The organism is Halorhabdus sp. SVX81 (assembly GCF_029207715.1).
Lineage (GTDB): Archaea > Halobacteriota > Halobacteria > Halobacteriales > Haloarculaceae > Halorhabdus.
Genome location: NZ_CP104322.1, coordinates 571,294 through 588,020 on the forward strand (window position 1 = coordinate 571,294; position 16,727 = coordinate 588,020).

The 16,727-nt window shown below is 63.0% G+C and carries 9 protein-coding genes; 4 read left to right on the forward strand and 5 right to left on the reverse strand.

Translation table 11 applies throughout. The features are described 5' to 3' along the window. The first annotated feature begins 53 nt into the window (after positions 1–53). Positions 54–1,598, forward strand: a complete 1,545-nt coding sequence (locus SVXhr_RS02765) for an alkaline phosphatase family protein (RefSeq protein ID WP_275739215.1) — start codon at positions 54–56, stop codon at positions 1,596–1,598. Here the strand turns inward: SVXhr_RS02765 and SVXhr_RS02770 are convergent. Next, a complete protein-coding gene (locus SVXhr_RS02770; protein ID WP_275739217.1) occupies positions 1,586–2,434 on the reverse strand; it encodes a polysaccharide deacetylase family protein in 849 nt (282 codons plus the stop codon). The genes SVXhr_RS02765 and SVXhr_RS02770 overlap by 13 nt on opposite strands. Before the next feature lie 15 nt (positions 2,435–2,449). After that, on the reverse strand, positions 2,450–3,793 hold the full coding sequence (locus SVXhr_RS02775; RefSeq protein WP_275739219.1) for a glycosyltransferase family 2 protein: 1,344 nt from the start codon (positions 3,791–3,793) through the stop codon (positions 2,450–2,452). Positions 3,794–4,523: 730 nt separating this feature from the next. Between SVXhr_RS02775 and SVXhr_RS02780 the strand changes: the two genes are divergently transcribed. The 3 genes from SVXhr_RS02780 (at position 4,524) to SVXhr_RS02790 (ending at position 9,577) form a co-directional block, all read left to right on the forward strand. Continuing rightward, positions 4,524–5,606, forward strand: coding sequence for a DUF1616 domain-containing protein (locus tag SVXhr_RS02780; RefSeq protein WP_275739221.1), 1,083 nt, complete (start codon positions 4,524–4,526; stop codon positions 5,604–5,606). 180 nt (positions 5,607–5,786) lie between these two features. Next, positions 5,787–8,354 carry a hypothetical protein gene (locus tag SVXhr_RS02785; RefSeq protein ID WP_275739223.1) on the forward strand — a complete coding sequence of 856 codons (2,568 nt, stop codon included), beginning with the start codon at positions 5,787–5,789 and terminating at the stop codon, positions 8,352–8,354. Positions 8,355–8,449: 95 nt separating this feature from the next. Beyond that, entirely contained in the window at positions 8,450–9,577 is a 1,128-nt protein-coding gene (locus SVXhr_RS02790; RefSeq protein WP_275739225.1) for an ORC1-type DNA replication protein, read from the forward strand. 42 nt (positions 9,578–9,619) lie between these two features. Here SVXhr_RS02790 and SVXhr_RS02795 read toward each other — a convergent pair whose 3' ends face one another. From SVXhr_RS02795 to malA, 3 genes are all read right to left on the reverse strand, one after another. Next, a complete protein-coding gene (locus SVXhr_RS02795) occupies positions 9,620–9,907 on the reverse strand; it encodes a hypothetical protein (RefSeq protein WP_275739227.1) in 288 nt (95 codons plus the stop codon). A 107-nt stretch (positions 9,908–10,014) separates the two neighbouring features. Beyond that, the gene (locus SVXhr_RS02800; protein ID WP_275739229.1) at positions 10,015–14,535 is read right to left on the reverse strand and encodes a glycoside hydrolase family 15 protein; all 4,521 of its coding nucleotides are present in this window, start codon (positions 14,533–14,535) and stop codon (positions 10,015–10,017) included. A 140-nt stretch (positions 14,536–14,675) separates the two neighbouring features. After that, positions 14,676–16,688, reverse strand: a complete 2,013-nt coding sequence (gene malA / locus SVXhr_RS02805) for an alpha-amylase MalA (RefSeq protein WP_275739231.1) — start codon at positions 16,686–16,688, stop codon at positions 14,676–14,678. Positions 16,689–16,727 lie beyond the last annotated feature (39 nt).

Consider the following 16,727-nt stretch of genomic DNA (forward strand, 5'->3'; position numbering starts at 1 on the left):
GCCTGGGTGATGAACCGGATGGGTTTTTAATTTAGGCCGATAATGGGTTCGTAATGACACGTACAGTTGTCATCGGGCTGGATGGCTCCAACTGGCCGCTCGTACAGCCCTGGATCGATGCGGGTCGACTCCCGAACTTCGCCACCCTACAAAGCGAGGGGTGCCACGGCATTTCCCGCTCGCATCTCCCCCCGGTAACCTGCCCGAACTGGAAGTGCTACGCTTCGGGCAAGAACCCAGGTAGGCTCGGCGTTTACTGGTGGGAACGCATAGACACGGAGAACCAGACGATGCAGCTTCCGGATGCAACGGACTTCATTGCTCCGGAGATCTGGGACTACCTCAATGACGAAAACGAAACAGCCGGGGTCATCAACCTCCCGATGTCCTACCCACCGCGGGACATAGATGCATTCATGATCGCCGGCGGTCCCCGATCGAGGGAGCAACACTACACGATACCCGAGACCTTGGAGGCGGAGATCGAAGAGCGGTTCGACTATCGCGTCCATCCCGAGAACGTACTGACGACGAACGAAAACGCGGACGCGGAAGTCGAGATGGTCTATGACTTACTGCGGACGCGGCTCCGTACGGCACGGACACTCCTCGAAGAACGCGACCTCGAGTTTCTTCACGTCACACTCTTTCATCTCAACGTTCTCCAGCATTACTTCTGGGACGCACAGGAGACCAGGCGGGCCTACGAGATCATCGACGAAGAACTGGAACCGTTTCTCGACGGTGAGTACAATCTCGTCCTGCTGTCGGACCACGGGTGTACCGATATCGATACCGTCTTTTACGTCAATACGTGGCTTGCGGAACACGGGTATCTTTCGACAAAAACCAGCGTATCGTCCAGACTTCACGATGCGGGTCTCACACAGGAACGCATCGCGAACATTATCCGAACGGTAAACCTCGAAAAGTACATCCGGCCGCTCGTTCCACGGTCGATCATCGAGCGATTCCCGACCGACGACGGCGTCGTTCGTGAAGCGAAACTCAACATGGTGGACTGGGGGAATACAACAGCGATCGGTAGCGGCCAGGGACTGATCTACGTGGTCGCGGACACCGACCGGGAACGGGAACGTATTCTCTCCGACCTGGAAGCGGAGCTATCGGCTGCCACGGCGTTGAACGGGGAAGCGATCACACGGGCGGTTCACCGCCGAGAGGATGTCTATGAAGGTCCGCACGTAGAGACGGCCCCGGACCTGATCTTCGATCAGCGCCCCGGCGTTCACACCAGTGAGGCGATGGGGCGGGACGAAGTCATGTCCGAGCCGACGAATTGGCGTGGCGAGAACGTCCCGGATGGCATGGTTCTGTTCCACGGTGAGGACATTCAGGCGGGTGAACTCGATCCGGTCCGGATAACGGACATCGCGCCGACGATCCTTCACTGGATGGGGCACCCTGTGCCAACCGACATGGACGGTGGGGTCGTGGATGCCGTGTTTACACCCGACAGTGACCCTGGAACACGTGATGTCACGCACCGTCCGCCGTTGCGTACCCAGGACGGGGCAAGCGAAGCGCTCACCGACGACGTGGAGGACCGGCTAGCGCAGATCGGCTATCTGGAGTAGTCGGTCCCGTTCGGCTGTAAGCTATCCGCAAGTCCGTCGAGTGTTTCGAAGGCATACCCGGCCTGTCTACTGCGTCGGAGAAATCGATCCAGCAGCTCGAACCCATGGTCGTTCCGCGCATAGATCGTCTTGTACAGCGGTGACAGCTCGCTGTAGGAGGGGGGCGTCACCAGGTCGTGCATGTGAACGTTGAAGATCAGCGTCCGCGGTGGCCTGCGTTCGAGGAGTACGGCAAACGGTTTGCCGAGGACTCGGACGTACGAAAGGGCCGTCGGGATCCGAACGGAATCAGCGTATACCGTAAACGGGATCTCGACGAGTCCAACGTCGGGGAGTACATGCGGGCGGGTCGGGAGATCGGTGTTGTCGAAGTGATTCGGCCGCCACGACGGAAACACACTCGCATCGAACCGGTACCCGTGGTCGGCCAACAGTTCATAATCGGCCGGTGTGATGTTCCCGTTCGGAAACCGATAGCCAGTCGGTTGCTCCCCGAAGAACTCCACGTAGCGCTCCGTACTTCGTGTGAGTTCCGTGCCGATCGATGATTCCGACCGTGGTCTGTGCGTGTGGGAATGTGGGTGAAACGCCACCTCGGTTTGACTCGTCTGTAAGGTCTCAACCACGTCCGGCTTGACCTCGAGGAGTTCGGTCTGGACGAACGTTGTCAGCGGGACTCCGTGTGTTTCGAGCAAGTTAACGAGCCGATCAACGTGTTCGACGGCTCCATACCGGTTCTCCGATAGCGCCGTGCCGAAATCGCACTCAAAATCGAGCGTCAGATAGACTGTCTGTTCGTGTGGCCAGTCGCGAAGGTCACGCTCAGTCTCACTCATATCGTCTCGGTGCGTTTAATCGAGGTGCTGGTTCAGCGAGTGTAAGATAATCGCCGTAAATGAAGCGAAGACACCTGCCAATCCGAAGAACACGGATGCGATTGCGATCCCCATCGGAAACGTTCCGGTGGCGATATAGTTCGAGAATGTCCAGTAGCCGAACCCGATGCCAAGCAGCGACAGACAGAATCCGGGGATCCCCAGAATCGTCACCGGCCGGTCCTGCTCGATGGTCCGTAGAATATTCATCACGAGCGTGATCCCATGTGAAATCGGGTTGATATTGCTCGCGTCTTCGACGTCGTAGTTCACCTCGGCCCCCGCTTCTTCGATATCGAAGTTATTGTGGTGGGCATGGTACAGGATGTCCGTACTTGCACTCATCGTGTCGCCGATATCGTCAGCGTCCGCCAGGCTGTCGATCGCGACGCCTGAATACAGCCGGAACCCGCTCTGGGTATCCGTGATCCAGGACGCCGGTCGAACCACGCCCAGGCTCAGGTTTGTCAATATGTTTACGACGCCGAGTCCGAAGCGCCGGTATAGCGGCGCATCGGTCCAGCCTCCGTCGGAAAATCGACTGCCGATGACGATTTCCGCGTCGGTTGCCTGTTGTGTTTCGACCAGCGCCGGGATCTCCTCCGGGTCGTGCTGTCCGTCGGCATCGACGATCACGAGCGAGTCAGCGTTTACTCGCGACGCGTTCTCGAAAATCGTCTTCAGCGCGCCACCGTAACCCTGGTTGGTTTCGTGTTCGATAACTGTCGCCCCGGCGCTGTCCGCCCGTTCCACCGTTCGATCGTCGCTTCCATCGTCGACGACGAGTACGTCATCGGCGTTTGGTTGTGCATTCGCGACCACATCGGCGATCGCCTGTTGTTCATTGTAGGCCGGGATTCCGACCAGAACGTGTGGCTCAGGGGGGAGCGGCGGTTCGTATGACGCTTCGATAACATAGTCTGCTCCGGTCTGCAGTCGTTGGGCACTTCTCTCGAAGTCAATCCTGTATTCGAGATCATCTTTGAGCAGGACTCCAGGATAGCCCGTCGTCCGTGCAAACAACGTAACGAGGTCGACAGGGTCCGCATCTGCTCGTTTCTCCGGTTGGATCACTGGCACCTCGAGTTGGGCAATGATATCCTTGATCAGGTCAGGAATCGTTACCGAGGAGTAGATAATCACGTCGTGGTTTGCCTGCTGGGCCCGTAGAATTGAGCCGGCAAGCCGGTCCAGGTCGGTGGTCTTCCTGAATTGAATGCCAACAACGGGGCTGTCAGTCGTTGTCTGTTCCTGGGAGAAGGTATCGACGATCGAATCGGGGCTCCCCGCTTCGTGCTCGGATATATCCTGGAATTTCATTGTTTCTCGTGTGCAGTCACTGGGGTCTCTGTTTTCGGACACCGCCTTTTGATAATATTGACAAATATACCGCTTTAGAAAGGCGACTGGTCGACCCAACTGCCCCGCGACGATCTACTGGCAACACGATGTCATTGATTCGGTCTTGCGTTGCTGGCTGTTGGTACTGTTTTCCGAGCAGCAGCCGGGTTTCACTTGGCTTGTGTTGCCCGATAATTCTCCCGTAAACAACCGATAATGGCTCTCTCTGACTGGCTCTCGGCGTCAGGGGTGCACGACATTGTGACCGACTGAACGTCGGATCTCGAGTTGAGCGGGGAGACCAACTCATTGACGATATGTTAGTAATGAATGTATTTAGTACTTGTTCTATAGTGGGGTATTTGCCAGAATACACATACTCTAATTTCACGTGATAGGACTTGTATACGAAATATGCTAATATCGGATTTAAATATCAATTCGTCTATTTGGGGGATGGGCGCAAACGATCGCTTGCATGTCAACCGAGGGACTACGTCGGCTTGATGGGCCGATCACGTTTCGGCGTCCGGGGTCACTGATCGGCACGCTTCGTCCCGATTCCTGTCCGATCAACTGCATCTCGAACGCGATCAATCCGCTCTCATACGTTACAGGATCTCACAATGTGGGCCGCTGGTCGGTTCGTTCAGTTCCGGGTAGCCGGACAACCGACCATCTTATTTACGTTCACCGAGTTCCTTCCGGTATGGTATCACGTTCGGACTGGCGGTTACTGCTGCCCGAGCGAGTCCGACGCCTTCCGTTCGATCTGGCGTTCGTCTTTACGTCCGTCGTCGCGGTCAACGTGGTTGTCTTTCTCCCCTTTCTGCGGGAGACACCACTCGTTGTGTTCGGGGTTCCGTTTGTTCTGTTTGTTCCCGGGTACGCGTTCATCGCGGCACTGTTCCCGGAACGTAGTCAGCGGCCTGCGGAGGAGAGGGCCGAGACGCCGGACGGACCTCGATCCACGACTGACTGGGGGATCGACGGAATCGAACGTGTCGTCCTCTCCGTTGGATTGAGTACCGCGGCCGTTCCGCTGCTCGCACTCGTGCTCAACGTTACGCCGTTCGGAATCCGTCCCGTTCCGATCATGGTGACAGTCAGCCTGTTCACTGTCGTGATGACAATCATCGCCGCGTACCGACGCCGGAAGCTTCCACAGGAGCAACGCCTTCGAGTCCCGTACCGCCAGTGGACCGAACTGGCCAGAACGGAACTGTTCGCTCCCGACAGTCGGACTGACGCCGCGTTGAACGTCCTCCTTATCGTGAGCATTCTGCTCGCGACAGCCAGTGTCGCCTACGCCGTCGCCGTCCCCAAACAGGGCGACGGGTTCACTGCAACGTATTTGCTCACGGAATCCGACGACGGCGACCTCGTCGCCGACAATTACCCGACGAACTTCACGGTCGGCGAGCCACAGTCACTGATCGTCGGTGTCTCCAACCACGAACACGAACGGACCGACTATACGGTCGTGGTGGAACTCCAGAACGTGACGCTGCTCACGAACGAGTCGGCCCAGGTCGATCGGATCCGACAGAATGCGACTCGATCGGGTGCCGTGTCGATCCACGTGGATCGGACCGTCGAACTCGACCGATTCACAGTCCCGCTCTCTCACAACGAGACCTGGCACCACGAGCACGCGGTCACGCCTCCGTTCGCCGGGGACGACCTTCGGCTGACTTATCTGGTGTATCGCGGCGATCCACCGGCAGACCCATCGACGAAGTCGGCCTATCGGTGGCTCGCACTTCGGGTCGATGCCGCCCCTGACACGTAGCGAGCGCACGCCCACCCGAGGGGTGGAGACCGTCAAGTCGCGTGTGCGGTGGCTCCCCGACGCTGCACAGCTATCCGCTCCATACCCAACGTCTATGTAGACCGAAATCTTGTTAATTGATAATGAGGGTACTATGTCCGGATCAGTGACTGTCGGGTGTCCATCCACGGGGTATCGAACATGAGCGTACTCAAACAAGTTGCTACCGTCGTCGTGGCGATCGTGATGGTCCTCTCGATCGCCGGGGCGAGCGCCGCCTTCGCGGTCAATGGGACGATTCTGAACAGCGATCACATCGCCGGGACGTTCGAGGACGAGGGTGTCTACGAATCGGTGGCGGCGGACGGCCGCGAGCGGATCAGCGGGGACCTAGACGACACGTTCGAACAACGAGCCGACGATATTCCGGCGGGGATCACCTTCGATATCGACGGTCAAGCCGCCGCCGAGGCGGCACTGACGGAGGCGTACGTCGCCGGGGAGTTCGCCACCAACATCGACCAGTTGCTCGCCTATCTGAAGGGTGACACCGCGAAGCTCTCCCTCCAGGTCGACCTGGTTCCGGTCAAAGTGTCGCTGGGCGAGTACGTCGCGAACGACACCATCACCGTCGACACGGTCGCCCTGGCGAACGAACGGGGGATCAACGTGACGACGGCCGGAGTGACGGTCGACAGCGAGCTGCTCGCCCGGCTGAACGAAGACCGGGCGGGCTACGAGCAGACCCGGATCCAACTCCGATCACAGGCTGTCGAGGGGGCGGACGTTCCGGTCTCTCTCGATGCCAACGGATCTGTCGTAGTCGATACTGCCACGTTCCTTCGACAAACGGCGTTCGACGCGGAACAGGACGGTGTCACGGTCGACACCGCGATGCTCCTCCGGATGAATGCAAACCAGTCCGGGTACGCCCACGCCCGGGTCGATATTCGATCCCAAGCACTCCGACAGACGGATATTCCCATGACAATCGCCGACGACGGCAGCGTTGCGGTCAATACAGTCAATATCAGCCAGGAGGCTAATTTCACGTCGAGTCAGGACGATGTGGCGATCGACGACGGGATGATCGCCCGGCTGAACGCAAACCAGTCCGGGTACGACGCCGTTCGTGTCGAGGTCCGCTCACAGGCACTTACGGCGTTCCCCGTCGACGTCGACGGCAACGGCACGGTCGTCGTCGAGACGGTCGACATCGCCCGGGAGATCGATTTCGAGTCCGACACTGCCGACATCGACGTCACTAACGACATGATCGAGCGGCTGAACGACGGGTCGGACGGATACGCGGCGGTCCGGTCGGACATCCGTGACCAGGTCCGGGACGAACTGCCACCGATGGCGACGTCCGCTCAGGTCGATTCCGCCCTGCGGGAGATCAATACCGAACTCACGGCGAGTGCGACCAGCCAGGCCCGTACTGACTACGGGGATAACGTCACCGAAGAGACGCTCGATGACATTATCGCGTTGCAGAACACGGTCATCGATGGGCTGACCGATCCCGATCTCACCGACTACGACGACTATGCGACCCGACGCGACGACAACGAAGCCACGCTTTCGGATTCGTTCGGTCGCGAACTCGACGATGGGCTCCGGGAGGCCAACGACGCGATCAAGACGGACGCCGCCGAGCAGGCCCGTACTGACTACGGGGACTCAGTCTCGAACGAGACGCTTGGTGACATCGTTGCCCTCCAGAATACAGTCATCGACGGCTTGACCGACCCCGATCTCACCGACTACGACGAGTATGCAACCCGGCGCGATGCCGACGAGACTGCCCTGGAGGAATCCCTCACCACTGAGTTAGAAGACCGGCTCGGAGATGTCAACGAAGAGATCAAGGCGGACGCTGCCGCGGAGGTCCAATCCGAGTACGGGGACGACGTCTCCGCGGAGACGCTGGCAAACATCACCGCATTGCAACATACCGTCATCGACGGGCTCACGCGACCAAATCGGACGTACGACGAGTACGCAAGCCAGCGTGACGCCGACGAAGCCGCCCTGGCGGCTTCGTTCGACCGTGAACTCGACGACAAACTCAGAGACGCCGGGACAGAGGTCAAAGCGGATGCCGCAGATCGGATCCGGAATGAGTACGGCGATGACGTGTCAGGGGACACCCTCGATGATGTCATCGCGCTGCAAAACACAGTCGTCGATGGATTGACTGACCCTGATCTCACGTACGACGCGTACGCCAGCCAGCGTGACGACGCCGAGGCTGCCCTGGAAGCGTCACTCGCCGCCGAACTCCGCGACCGGATCGACGACCAGGTCGACGATCGCATCGCACTCGGGAACGTCACCGGCGAGGGGGCCGACGCGCTCTCGACTGTCCGGAGCGGCGTCGGATTGGTCGGCTCGCTCGGACTCGTCCTGGGACTCCTCTTTTTGGCACTGGTCGGCGTCGTCTACGCCATCACCCGGTCGATCCACCGGACGGTTTCGACGACCGGGTATTCGCTGCTGGTCGCCGGCATTGTCGGCGTTGCCGTCGGGATCCTCGCGAACGCTCCGGTACTGGATCTCGTCGATACCGCCCTCGAATCGTCCGAGGACGAGCTGTCCGGCACCGGCGTCGGCGAGGCGATCCGAAGCATCATCGAGAGCCTGTTCGGTGCGCTGACGATGCAATCGGCCGTGCTTGCAATCGTCGGCGTCGTGCTCGTCGCGTTCGTCCTCGCCGAGAAGCGTGGCCATCTCGAGGCGCTGAAAGAGCGGGCGCGCGGTTCCTGACCCCTCGCTTTTGAAGCACCGTCTCCGTCCCGAATACACCCCTTCCGGAACCCACCCGCCAAGAGTTAAGTAGCGTCCGGGGCGTCCTGCAAACGATGACCGACGACCCCGAGGAGGGGATGCTCTCCTGGGACGAATCCGTCTTCCGGGACGAGCACGTCTTCGAAATCGACTACGTCCCCGAGACGTTTCGCCACCGCGAGAGCCAGATGGAGAGCCTGAAATACGCCCTCCGGCCCGCGGTGCGTGGTTCCCGCCCGCTGAACGTCATCGCTCGGGGCCCGCCGGGGACGGGCAAGACGACGGCGGTCCAGAAACTCTACGGCGAACTCGGCTCCCAGACGGACGTCCGGGTCGCCCGCGTCAACTGTCAGGTCGACTCGACGCGGTATGCGGTGTTTTCGCGGCTCTTCGAGAGCGTCTTCGAGTACGAACCGCCGGCCAGTGGCATCTCCTTCAAGAAACTGTTCGGCCAGATCACCGAGAAACTCGTCGACGAGGGCGAGGTCCTGGCCGTCGCACTGGACGACGTCAACTATCTCTTCTACGAGGGGGAGGCCTCGGATACGCTCTATTCGCTCCTTCGCGCCCACGAGGCCCACTCCGGGGCGAAGATCGGCGTGGTCGTCGTCTCCTCGGACCTGGATCTGGACGTTATCGAGGAATTGGACGGGCGCGTCCAGAGTGTCTTCCGCCCGGAGGAAGTCTACTTTCCGAAATACGACGAGCCCGAAATCGTCGATATCCTCGACGAGCGCGTCGAGCGTGGGTTCCACGAAGGCGTCGTCGACGCGCCGATTCTGGACCGCGTGGCCGAACTCACCGCCGAGCAAGGCGGGGACCTCCGGGTCGGCATCGACCTGTTGCGCCGGGCGGGGCTGAACGCCGAGATGCGTGCGAGCAAACACATCGAGGGAGAGGACGTCGAGGCGGCCTTCGAGAAATCCAAGCACGTCCACCTCTCCCGGCACCTCACGGGCCTCTCCGACAGCGAGCGTACCCTGCTGGCGGTGATCGCCGATCACGAGGGCGAACTCGCGGGCGACGTCTACGAGACTTTCAACGAGGAGACTGATCTCGGGTACACCCGGTATTCGGAGATCATCAACAAACTCGATCAACTCGGACTGATCGAGACCAGCTATACGAGCGTCGATGGCCGCGGGCGCTCGCGTGAACTTTCCCTGCAGTACGAACCGGACGCCATCAAAGATCGGTTATAGCCCACGACCGCTCTCCGGAGGTCGGCTGTTGGTCGTCCCGTCTCAGTCCTCTACCGCGACGTCGACAGGGCTGTCAGTCTCTTCGGGTGCGTCGATAGCGACGTCGGGTTGCTCATCCTCGTCAGTGAGTGCCCAGGCGAGCACCGAAACGACGATCGACACCACGATGCTCGCGATCACGAGCCGACCGATCGATCGACCGTCGTCGGCGTCGGCAGCCTCGTCCGCGACGGTCGCTTCGGGTTCCGGTTCGTCCTCGTTGGCCATGCCGGGGCCGATTCTCGCGTTGTCGAGGTGGACCTCGAACAGTGTCAGGTTTTCTAGTACCATATCGACACTTCGCCCGGGACTGGTATATACCTGCCGTGCGCGACGCACGTGCGCCGGTGGCGTGTCGACGACCGAACTGATCGGAAAGCGCGTGGGCCGGCCCTCGCTCAGATTCGGAGCCGGCGGACTGCTGTCGTTGCGTCGCTGAGGGAATCGTCGCTCGCGGCGGCGACGATCAGTCGGCTCTCGCCGTGGTCTACGTCAAGCGTTCCCTCGAAGGTCCCATCTTCGACCCGGATGCGCGTCGAATCCACCGGGCTCTTGACTGCCACTACCTGCCCGTCGGTCTCGCCGAAGACCTCGATACTGTTGCCGCGGAACGTCGTTTCGACCCGCAGGTCGGGACGCTCGGCGTCGTGTAGGCCCCGCTCGCGGAATCGGTCGGCGACGACTTCGGGCGTCTCGACGGGTTTGCCGGCGTCGATACCGTGGGCCAGCCGGACGTACTGGGCCATCGCCCAGGCCAGCGGCGTCGCCGACCCGGTCCCTTCGCCGAACTCCCAGCCGTAGTCGGTTTCGACATCCCGGTCCCAGACCTGCTCGGCGATCATCCGCCCCTCGTTGGCGAAGGTGGCCATCGCCCGCAGGCACCCCGCCGCGCCCAGGTCCGTCTCGGTATGGAGCTCGAACTCGCCGCGTTCGCCCGTCAACAGCGGCCATAGCCGCCCCTTCCCCGAGTGCTCGACCGACCAGGGGGCACCCTTATCACCCCGCTCGCGCTCGCCGTAGCCGTCGCCGTTGTACCGATAGAACCCGGCGGCCTCGCCCACGTCGACGCGGATCGTGTCGTCGACTTCCACGAGTGAGTTCCCGATCACGGGATCGTCGGCGGGCGTGATGCCCAACCGGACGAGCTCCAGAAAGCCGGCGTCGAGGACGTCGCGTTCGTCCAGTGTGGGTCCGTCGTTGGCCAGCGTCCGGAGGTAGCCGGCGTCCGGGTCGCCGTCGGCCGTCACCCGCACGTAGTACGGTGTCGTCGTGTGCCGATCCGTCCCGGTCGTCGTCGCGGTCCAGGAGTCGACCGACCTCGCCCACTCGTCGGCGACCGCCTGCCAGACCAGCGCGTCGGCGTCGTGATCAGTCTCGGCAGCGAGCTGACTCGCACAGGTCAACCCGGCGATCTCGGCTGCGATCGACGACGGCGAGTATCCCGACTCTTCCTCCCAACGTTCCTGGGCGGAGTCGGGGCCGTTGCGGGCGACGTAGTCGGCCGACCGGGCAACGTTGACGTAGTCGTAATCGGTGTCGGCAAAGCCGATCCCCTGGTTGGCGAGCTGGTAGGCCATCACCTGCGGGAACGAGATGTTGTCCATCTGTTCGCCACCCCACCGCGTCCGCCCGTCGACGTAGGTGTTCTGGGGGATAAAACCACGTTCGTCCTGCTGGTACTCGTAGATGTACTCGAGTTGGGCCTGGGCGATATCGAGCGCACCGACGGCCTCGAAGACGGTGAACACCTGATAGAGATCCCGTGACCACACGAAGTTGTAGCCGTACCCTTTCGGTTCGTCGGCGGGGACGGCCTCGCCCCAGGGAACCGATGGCGAGGCGATCGACGCGCCGTGGAAGGTCTTGTCCTCGACGGCGTAGAGACTCATCAGCGACGTGCGGTACTGGGCGGCAAGCGTCTCGTCGTCCGCGACGGCCCCGGGGAGGGGCTTGTCCGCCACGAAAGTCCGCCAGGTGTCGTCGTAGGCCGTGCCGACGGTCCCGAAGCCGCGTTCGAGCGCGCCAGTGGCCTCACCGAGCGCGGCAGCCGTATCCGCGTGCCGGGCGAATCCGAGTGCGATCGTCCCGGCCGTTCGGGTGCCGGTCCCCAGCCGGCCAACCAGGACGACGTTCTCGCCGTCGACAGTCTCTCGGGCCGGCGGTAACTCGCCGTCACGGTACAGCGCCCGGAGTTCCTCGCTGCCGGCCGTGGCGACTGTCGCCCACTCGAAGCGACTTGCCGCTGCCATCGCGATCGCCACCGAGTACGCCTCCCCATCGGCGTCAGCCAACAGTGTGCCGTCGGTCTCGCCGGTGTAACCCGTCGGATCGCGGGCGACCAGGTGATGGTCGCCCCGGTTGCCGAGTCTGATCCCCCGGTCGGCCACGGCCGTATTGGTGAGTGCGACGTCCGTGACTGCGTAAATCTCGTATTCGGTGTCGTCGGTCGCCTCGAACGACACGTCGGCGACGAGGGCGTCGTGGCTGGGATCGGTGACGTACTCGACGGTGAGTTCCCAGGTATGGCCCTGGCCGTTGCCCCCCTCCTCGAAGACGTGACGGAACCGAAGCGATTCGTCGTCTATCGGCTCGACGCGTCGTTCTAGGGTGTCTTCGGAGCGACGGTCCTCTTTGTGGGTTCGGATCGTGTATTCGCCGTCCGCCGACCGGACCAGGAAATCAAGCGTCCGGACGTTCATGAGGTCGACCCGCGGGAATCGCACTTCCGTGAGGGCTCCGCGGGTGAGTGTCGACCAGACGCGCGAGGGGTCGGCGGTATCGTGGTCGGCCGCGGTCACCAGCCCGAGTTTCTCGCCGGTCGTCCAGGTGGGTTGTTCGTCCGGTCCCTCGATCGCCGTTCGGGCCGGGAGTGCGGCCTGGTCGTCGAGCAGCGCTGTTGTGTGCAACCGCAATGCGTGTGCCCATCCCAGCGGTGCGGCGCTGTCGAGGTCGCCGTTGTCGAAGACCTGTTCGGCGAGGTAGCCTGCTTCCGTCGTTAGTGCCCCGTCCTCGTCGAGTAGCTCGTAGAGCTCGGCCGCCTGGTCGAGGAAGCGATCACCGTCCCGGTCGTGCGCGTCGAGCAGGACGGCTAGTTTCGCGGCGGCCACCGCCCCCCAACTCGTCGAGACCGACCAGATCTTCTCGTGGCCCTGGTCGTCACGACGCCACTGATCGCCTTCGTACCGGGCCAGACCAGCGACCGGACTCCCGTCAGGATCCCGATACAGCGTCCCGATCGTCGTCTCGACGTGAGTTTCGAGGCGATCGACCAACTCCTCGCCCAGGATCGTCCCCTCGACGTGATCGTACGCGTCGACCGCCTCGACCAGCGCCAGCCCGGCGCTATCGAGCCGACGGTCGGGTTCGGCGTCGTCCAGCCGCATCACGTAGGCCCCCATCTCGTCGTCCCAGAGAGTCGAGAGCCCGGACAACACCGCTTCGGCTCCACTCAGTGCCCGCTCGCGGATCGGCTTTCGAATCGGTGCTCTGGCGACTGACGACAGCGCCTCGATATAGGTGGCTGCCGTGTGGAGTGACTGCCCGGTGGCGTCCTCCCAGAGTGTCTGACAGGGAGATGGCAACCCGTTGTCGTCGATGTCCCGCACCAGCGCGTCGACGGCTTCGACGATCGTTTCTCGGATGGAAACGGTCACGTCGTCCTCGAGGTCGCCCTGGCGCTCTCGAAGCAGCGTCGCCAGGAACGCCGTCACGGAGGCGGTCTGGTCGGCCTGGTACTCCAGGGACTCGTCGTTGTGTTCGACGTTCGCGTTCGCCCAGCCCGGTGCTAGCGAGCCGTCCGAGGCCCAGACGCGGTGGGGCCAGGTCCCGTCGGGAAGTTGCTGGCGGCACTGAAAGCGGGCGCTGCGCTGGAGTGCGTCGAGAACGTCCATCTGGAGGCGGTCCCCGGCCGCAAGCAGTCGGTGAGCGATCTCGGCGTCGTCACGGAACCAAACGTAGCCATAGCCTCCTGAATTGGCGAAGAACGTGTCGAACTCCGGGGCTGCGATGTGGCCCCCGTCTTTCGCTTCGAGCAGGTCAAGCACTCGCATGTCCGTCCGAACCAGCGACGAACGGGGCGTCTCCTGGGGAACGGTAACAAAGGTGCGGTCGCGGGCCGCTTCCCGGAGGGCGTCAGCGCTCGCGTGCTCGCGCGCACAATTGCGGAGATCCGCAAGCGCCGTCCCCCGGTTGATCTCGGCGTGATCGGAGAGCTGGCTCACCAGCGTCGTCCGGTTGCTCCGGCCGGCCCGTTTGAGGGGTGCACTCACCAGGAAGTCCCCGCTGAGGCGGGTCTGGTCGTAGGCCTGTGTCGCCGTCCCGCGCGGGAACGAAACCGGCTCATCCCCCAGGATCTCCTCGAACTGCTCGGGGCGCTGGCCCTTGATCGATTCGAGCCCCGTCGAGGCCGCCAGGTAATCGTGTTCGCGCCGGTGATAGACTTCCAGCGCCCGCGTGCCGTCGGGCCCGCCGTCGTCGTGGATCAACGCTCCGACGCCCCCCTCCTTGCCTTCCGGGGCCAGCGTGAGGAAGGCGACCAGGCTGGCCGCTTCCGGGACGGCACCCCGAAGTTCGACGTGGGTGACGTGGGCCCGCCCGAGTGTCAGGTCGTACTGGTGGACGGTGTAGGCACCCGCGTCGTATTCCGTCTCGACGAGCCTGGTGTCCCGGTAGTAATGCTGGCGGATCGTCTCCAGGTCGTCGAACCACTGGACGCCCTCCGCCGTTTCGATCCCAAGCCGCGAGCGATCGAGGCCGTACAGCCCCGACAGCGGCGAGGAGTAATCCCGTATCGATCCGTCCGGCTGGACGTGGACCAATCGGTCCTCGTACCCCGAAAAGGATCCCTCGATGGTCTTGCTCTCGTCGGGAAAACGCCCGCTTTCCCCCTTGTATTCGTTGAGCGCCGTCTTCAGCCGCATGCCTACCTACAACGTACAGGCGCAGATAAACTTGCCACTCTGTTTAACTGACGTTTCCATTCGAATATACGTCCCACGTCGGTCCGCGGCGGCAACTGGCCCCCGACTGGTCGTCCACCCAGTGGCCACACAGCGCTCCGTTACGCCAGGACTGTGTCCGGGTCCGCCGGGATCACGGCGACGGTGTCGACCGTCAGCCCCCCGGCTGTCCCGATCGACCGTCCGGAGACGGCGTCGCGTGTCCCGGTGGCCGCTGGCAGGGCAACTGTCGCTGTCCCGGAGCCAAAGTGCAACACGACGGCGACCGCGTCGTCGTCGCGGACGCGACCGAACGCGACGACACGGTCCGCGTCGCCATCCCGGACGGCGTACTCGACTCGCTTGAAGTCCCCCTCGGGACCGAGTGCCGGTTCATCACGGCGGGTCGTCGCCAACTGCCGGACGAACGACTGCAACTCCTCGTCGGTGTGATCCCAGGCGAGGTCGTCGCGCTTGCCGCGCTGGCCGAACTCCTGGCCGGCGTACAGCATCGGTGCCCCGGGAAGCGTAAAGAGTGCGCCCGCGGCGGCTGCGGCGGCCGCCCGGCCACACTCGACGATGTAGCGCGTCTCGTCGTGGTTTTCGGCATAGAGCATGAAGCCGGCGTGGGGTGGGAATCCGATCTCGGCGCGCTCGTCAACGGCGTCGAGAATCCCCTCGGCGGGCGCGCCGTTCCCGACTCGTCGGAGAGCGGCGTAGGTCGTCGAGTCGAAGTGCATGTCGAAACACCCGCCCTGGAAATCCGGGATGTACGGGATCGTCTCGTCGAGTAGCAGGAAGTCGTCGTCGATCGCCTTCGCCCGGTCGTGGACCTCCCGCCAGAAGGTGTTCGGGACAGCCCACGCCATGTCGATCCGGAAGCCATCGACCAGCGGTGCCCACTGATCGATCGCGTCAAGGAGGTGCCGGCGGACCGGCAGGTGGGTGAAATCGAAGTTCGCGATGTGTTCCCACTCGAAGTACGTCTCTGGTTCGCCGGGGCCGCGCCACTCGTACCACTCGTGATACTCGCTGTCGGGATCGGCGACGGCGGCCTGGAAGTGTGGATGGGTCCGCGCCGAGTGGTTGCACACGAGGTCGAACAGGACGTTCATCCCGCGGTCGTGGGCCGCTTCGACCAACCGCTCGTAGTCCGACCGTGTCCCCAGATCCGCGGCGATCGAGAAGAAATCCGTGATGTTGTACCCGTGGGGCGCGTGATCGTTCTCCAGGACTGGCGTCAGCCACAACGTATTGACGCCCAGCGACTCGAGGTGGTCCAGGCGATCGATGATCGCGTCGAACGCGGACCGCTCGTCGCTTCCAGCACCCTCCCCGTCATCGTCCGGGTTCTGGCCCGCGAAGGTTCGGACGTAGATCTCATAGATGACCGCGTCTTCGGCCCACGCCGGCGGATCGTACAGATGGCTCGCGGAGACATCGCCAGCCGAACTCACCGCCGTTCCCGTCGCCTCGCCGCGCGCGAACTCCACGGCGTCGGGGACGCTGTAGCCGGTGTCCCCGACCGAAACAGCGTGCACCCGGAGTCGATCGCCGATCCCAGCCAGGGGAACTCGGAGTTCGGTGTCCGCGATGGCGACCGCGTCCCGGTCGACGGCGTCCCGATCGTCGAGCAGGAACTCCACGTCGAGATCGGACGGCGTTTCCGTCCCGTCGGGATGGGGGATCGGCGTGGCCCGGACGACGGCTTGTGCGCCCTCGATGGCGGGTTCGAGCCGAACGCGCGGTCGGCCGCCGTCGCCAGTCGGGACCGAGACGCCGCCACTCCCGGACCCCCTGTTTACGCCCGACCGGCCGCTGGCGCCCTCGCCGCTCTCGAAGCCGCTTCGGCCGGCCGAAACGCCTGATTCGCCCCCGGTCGCCGGGGAGCGTGACGAACCGAACGCACGAACGGTGAGCTCGTGGTCGCCGTCCGGTGCCGAGAGGTGGACGACGTAGGTCCCTTCCACGTCGGGTTCGAAGTGCTCGACGGCGGCGTCACCGACGGTTACTGTCGATCCGTCCGGTCGGTTCGCTACCGTCCAGGCGTAGGCCGCATCCGGGTCGGGATCGCGGGGGGCGAGTTCGATCGCCTCGCCAACGGCGACGAAGCGAGGTGGGCCAGGGTGGTGCATCCTACCTCGTAGCTAGATGACAGACGCCTTTGTCCTTGT

What these genes read in the sequence shown, in the direction of transcription:
- SVXhr_RS02765 (WP_275739215.1), top strand. Translation starts at nt 54, where the DNA reads ATGACACGTACAGTTGTCATCGGGCTGGATGGCTCCAACTGGCCGCTC.
- SVXhr_RS02770 (WP_275739217.1), bottom strand. Translation starts at nt 2,434, where the DNA reads ATGAGTGAGACTGAGCGTGACCTTCGCGACTGGCCACACGAACAGACA.
- SVXhr_RS02775 (WP_275739219.1), bottom strand. Translation starts at nt 3,793, where the DNA reads ATGAAATTCCAGGATATATCCGAGCACGAAGCGGGGAGCCCCGATTCG.
- SVXhr_RS02780 (WP_275739221.1), top strand. Translation starts at nt 4,524, where the DNA reads ATGGTATCACGTTCGGACTGGCGGTTACTGCTGCCCGAGCGAGTCCGA.
- SVXhr_RS02785 (WP_275739223.1), top strand. Translation starts at nt 5,787, where the DNA reads ATGAGCGTACTCAAACAAGTTGCTACCGTCGTCGTGGCGATCGTGATG.
- SVXhr_RS02790 (WP_275739225.1), top strand. Translation starts at nt 8,450, where the DNA reads ATGACCGACGACCCCGAGGAGGGGATGCTCTCCTGGGACGAATCCGTC.
- SVXhr_RS02795 (WP_275739227.1), bottom strand. Translation starts at nt 9,907, where the DNA reads ATGGTACTAGAAAACCTGACACTGTTCGAGGTCCACCTCGACAACGCG.
- SVXhr_RS02800 (WP_275739229.1), bottom strand. Translation starts at nt 14,535, where the DNA reads ATGCGGCTGAAGACGGCGCTCAACGAATACAAGGGGGAAAGCGGGCGT.
- malA (WP_275739231.1), bottom strand. Translation starts at nt 16,688, where the DNA reads ATGCACCACCCTGGCCCACCTCGCTTCGTCGCCGTTGGCGAGGCGATC.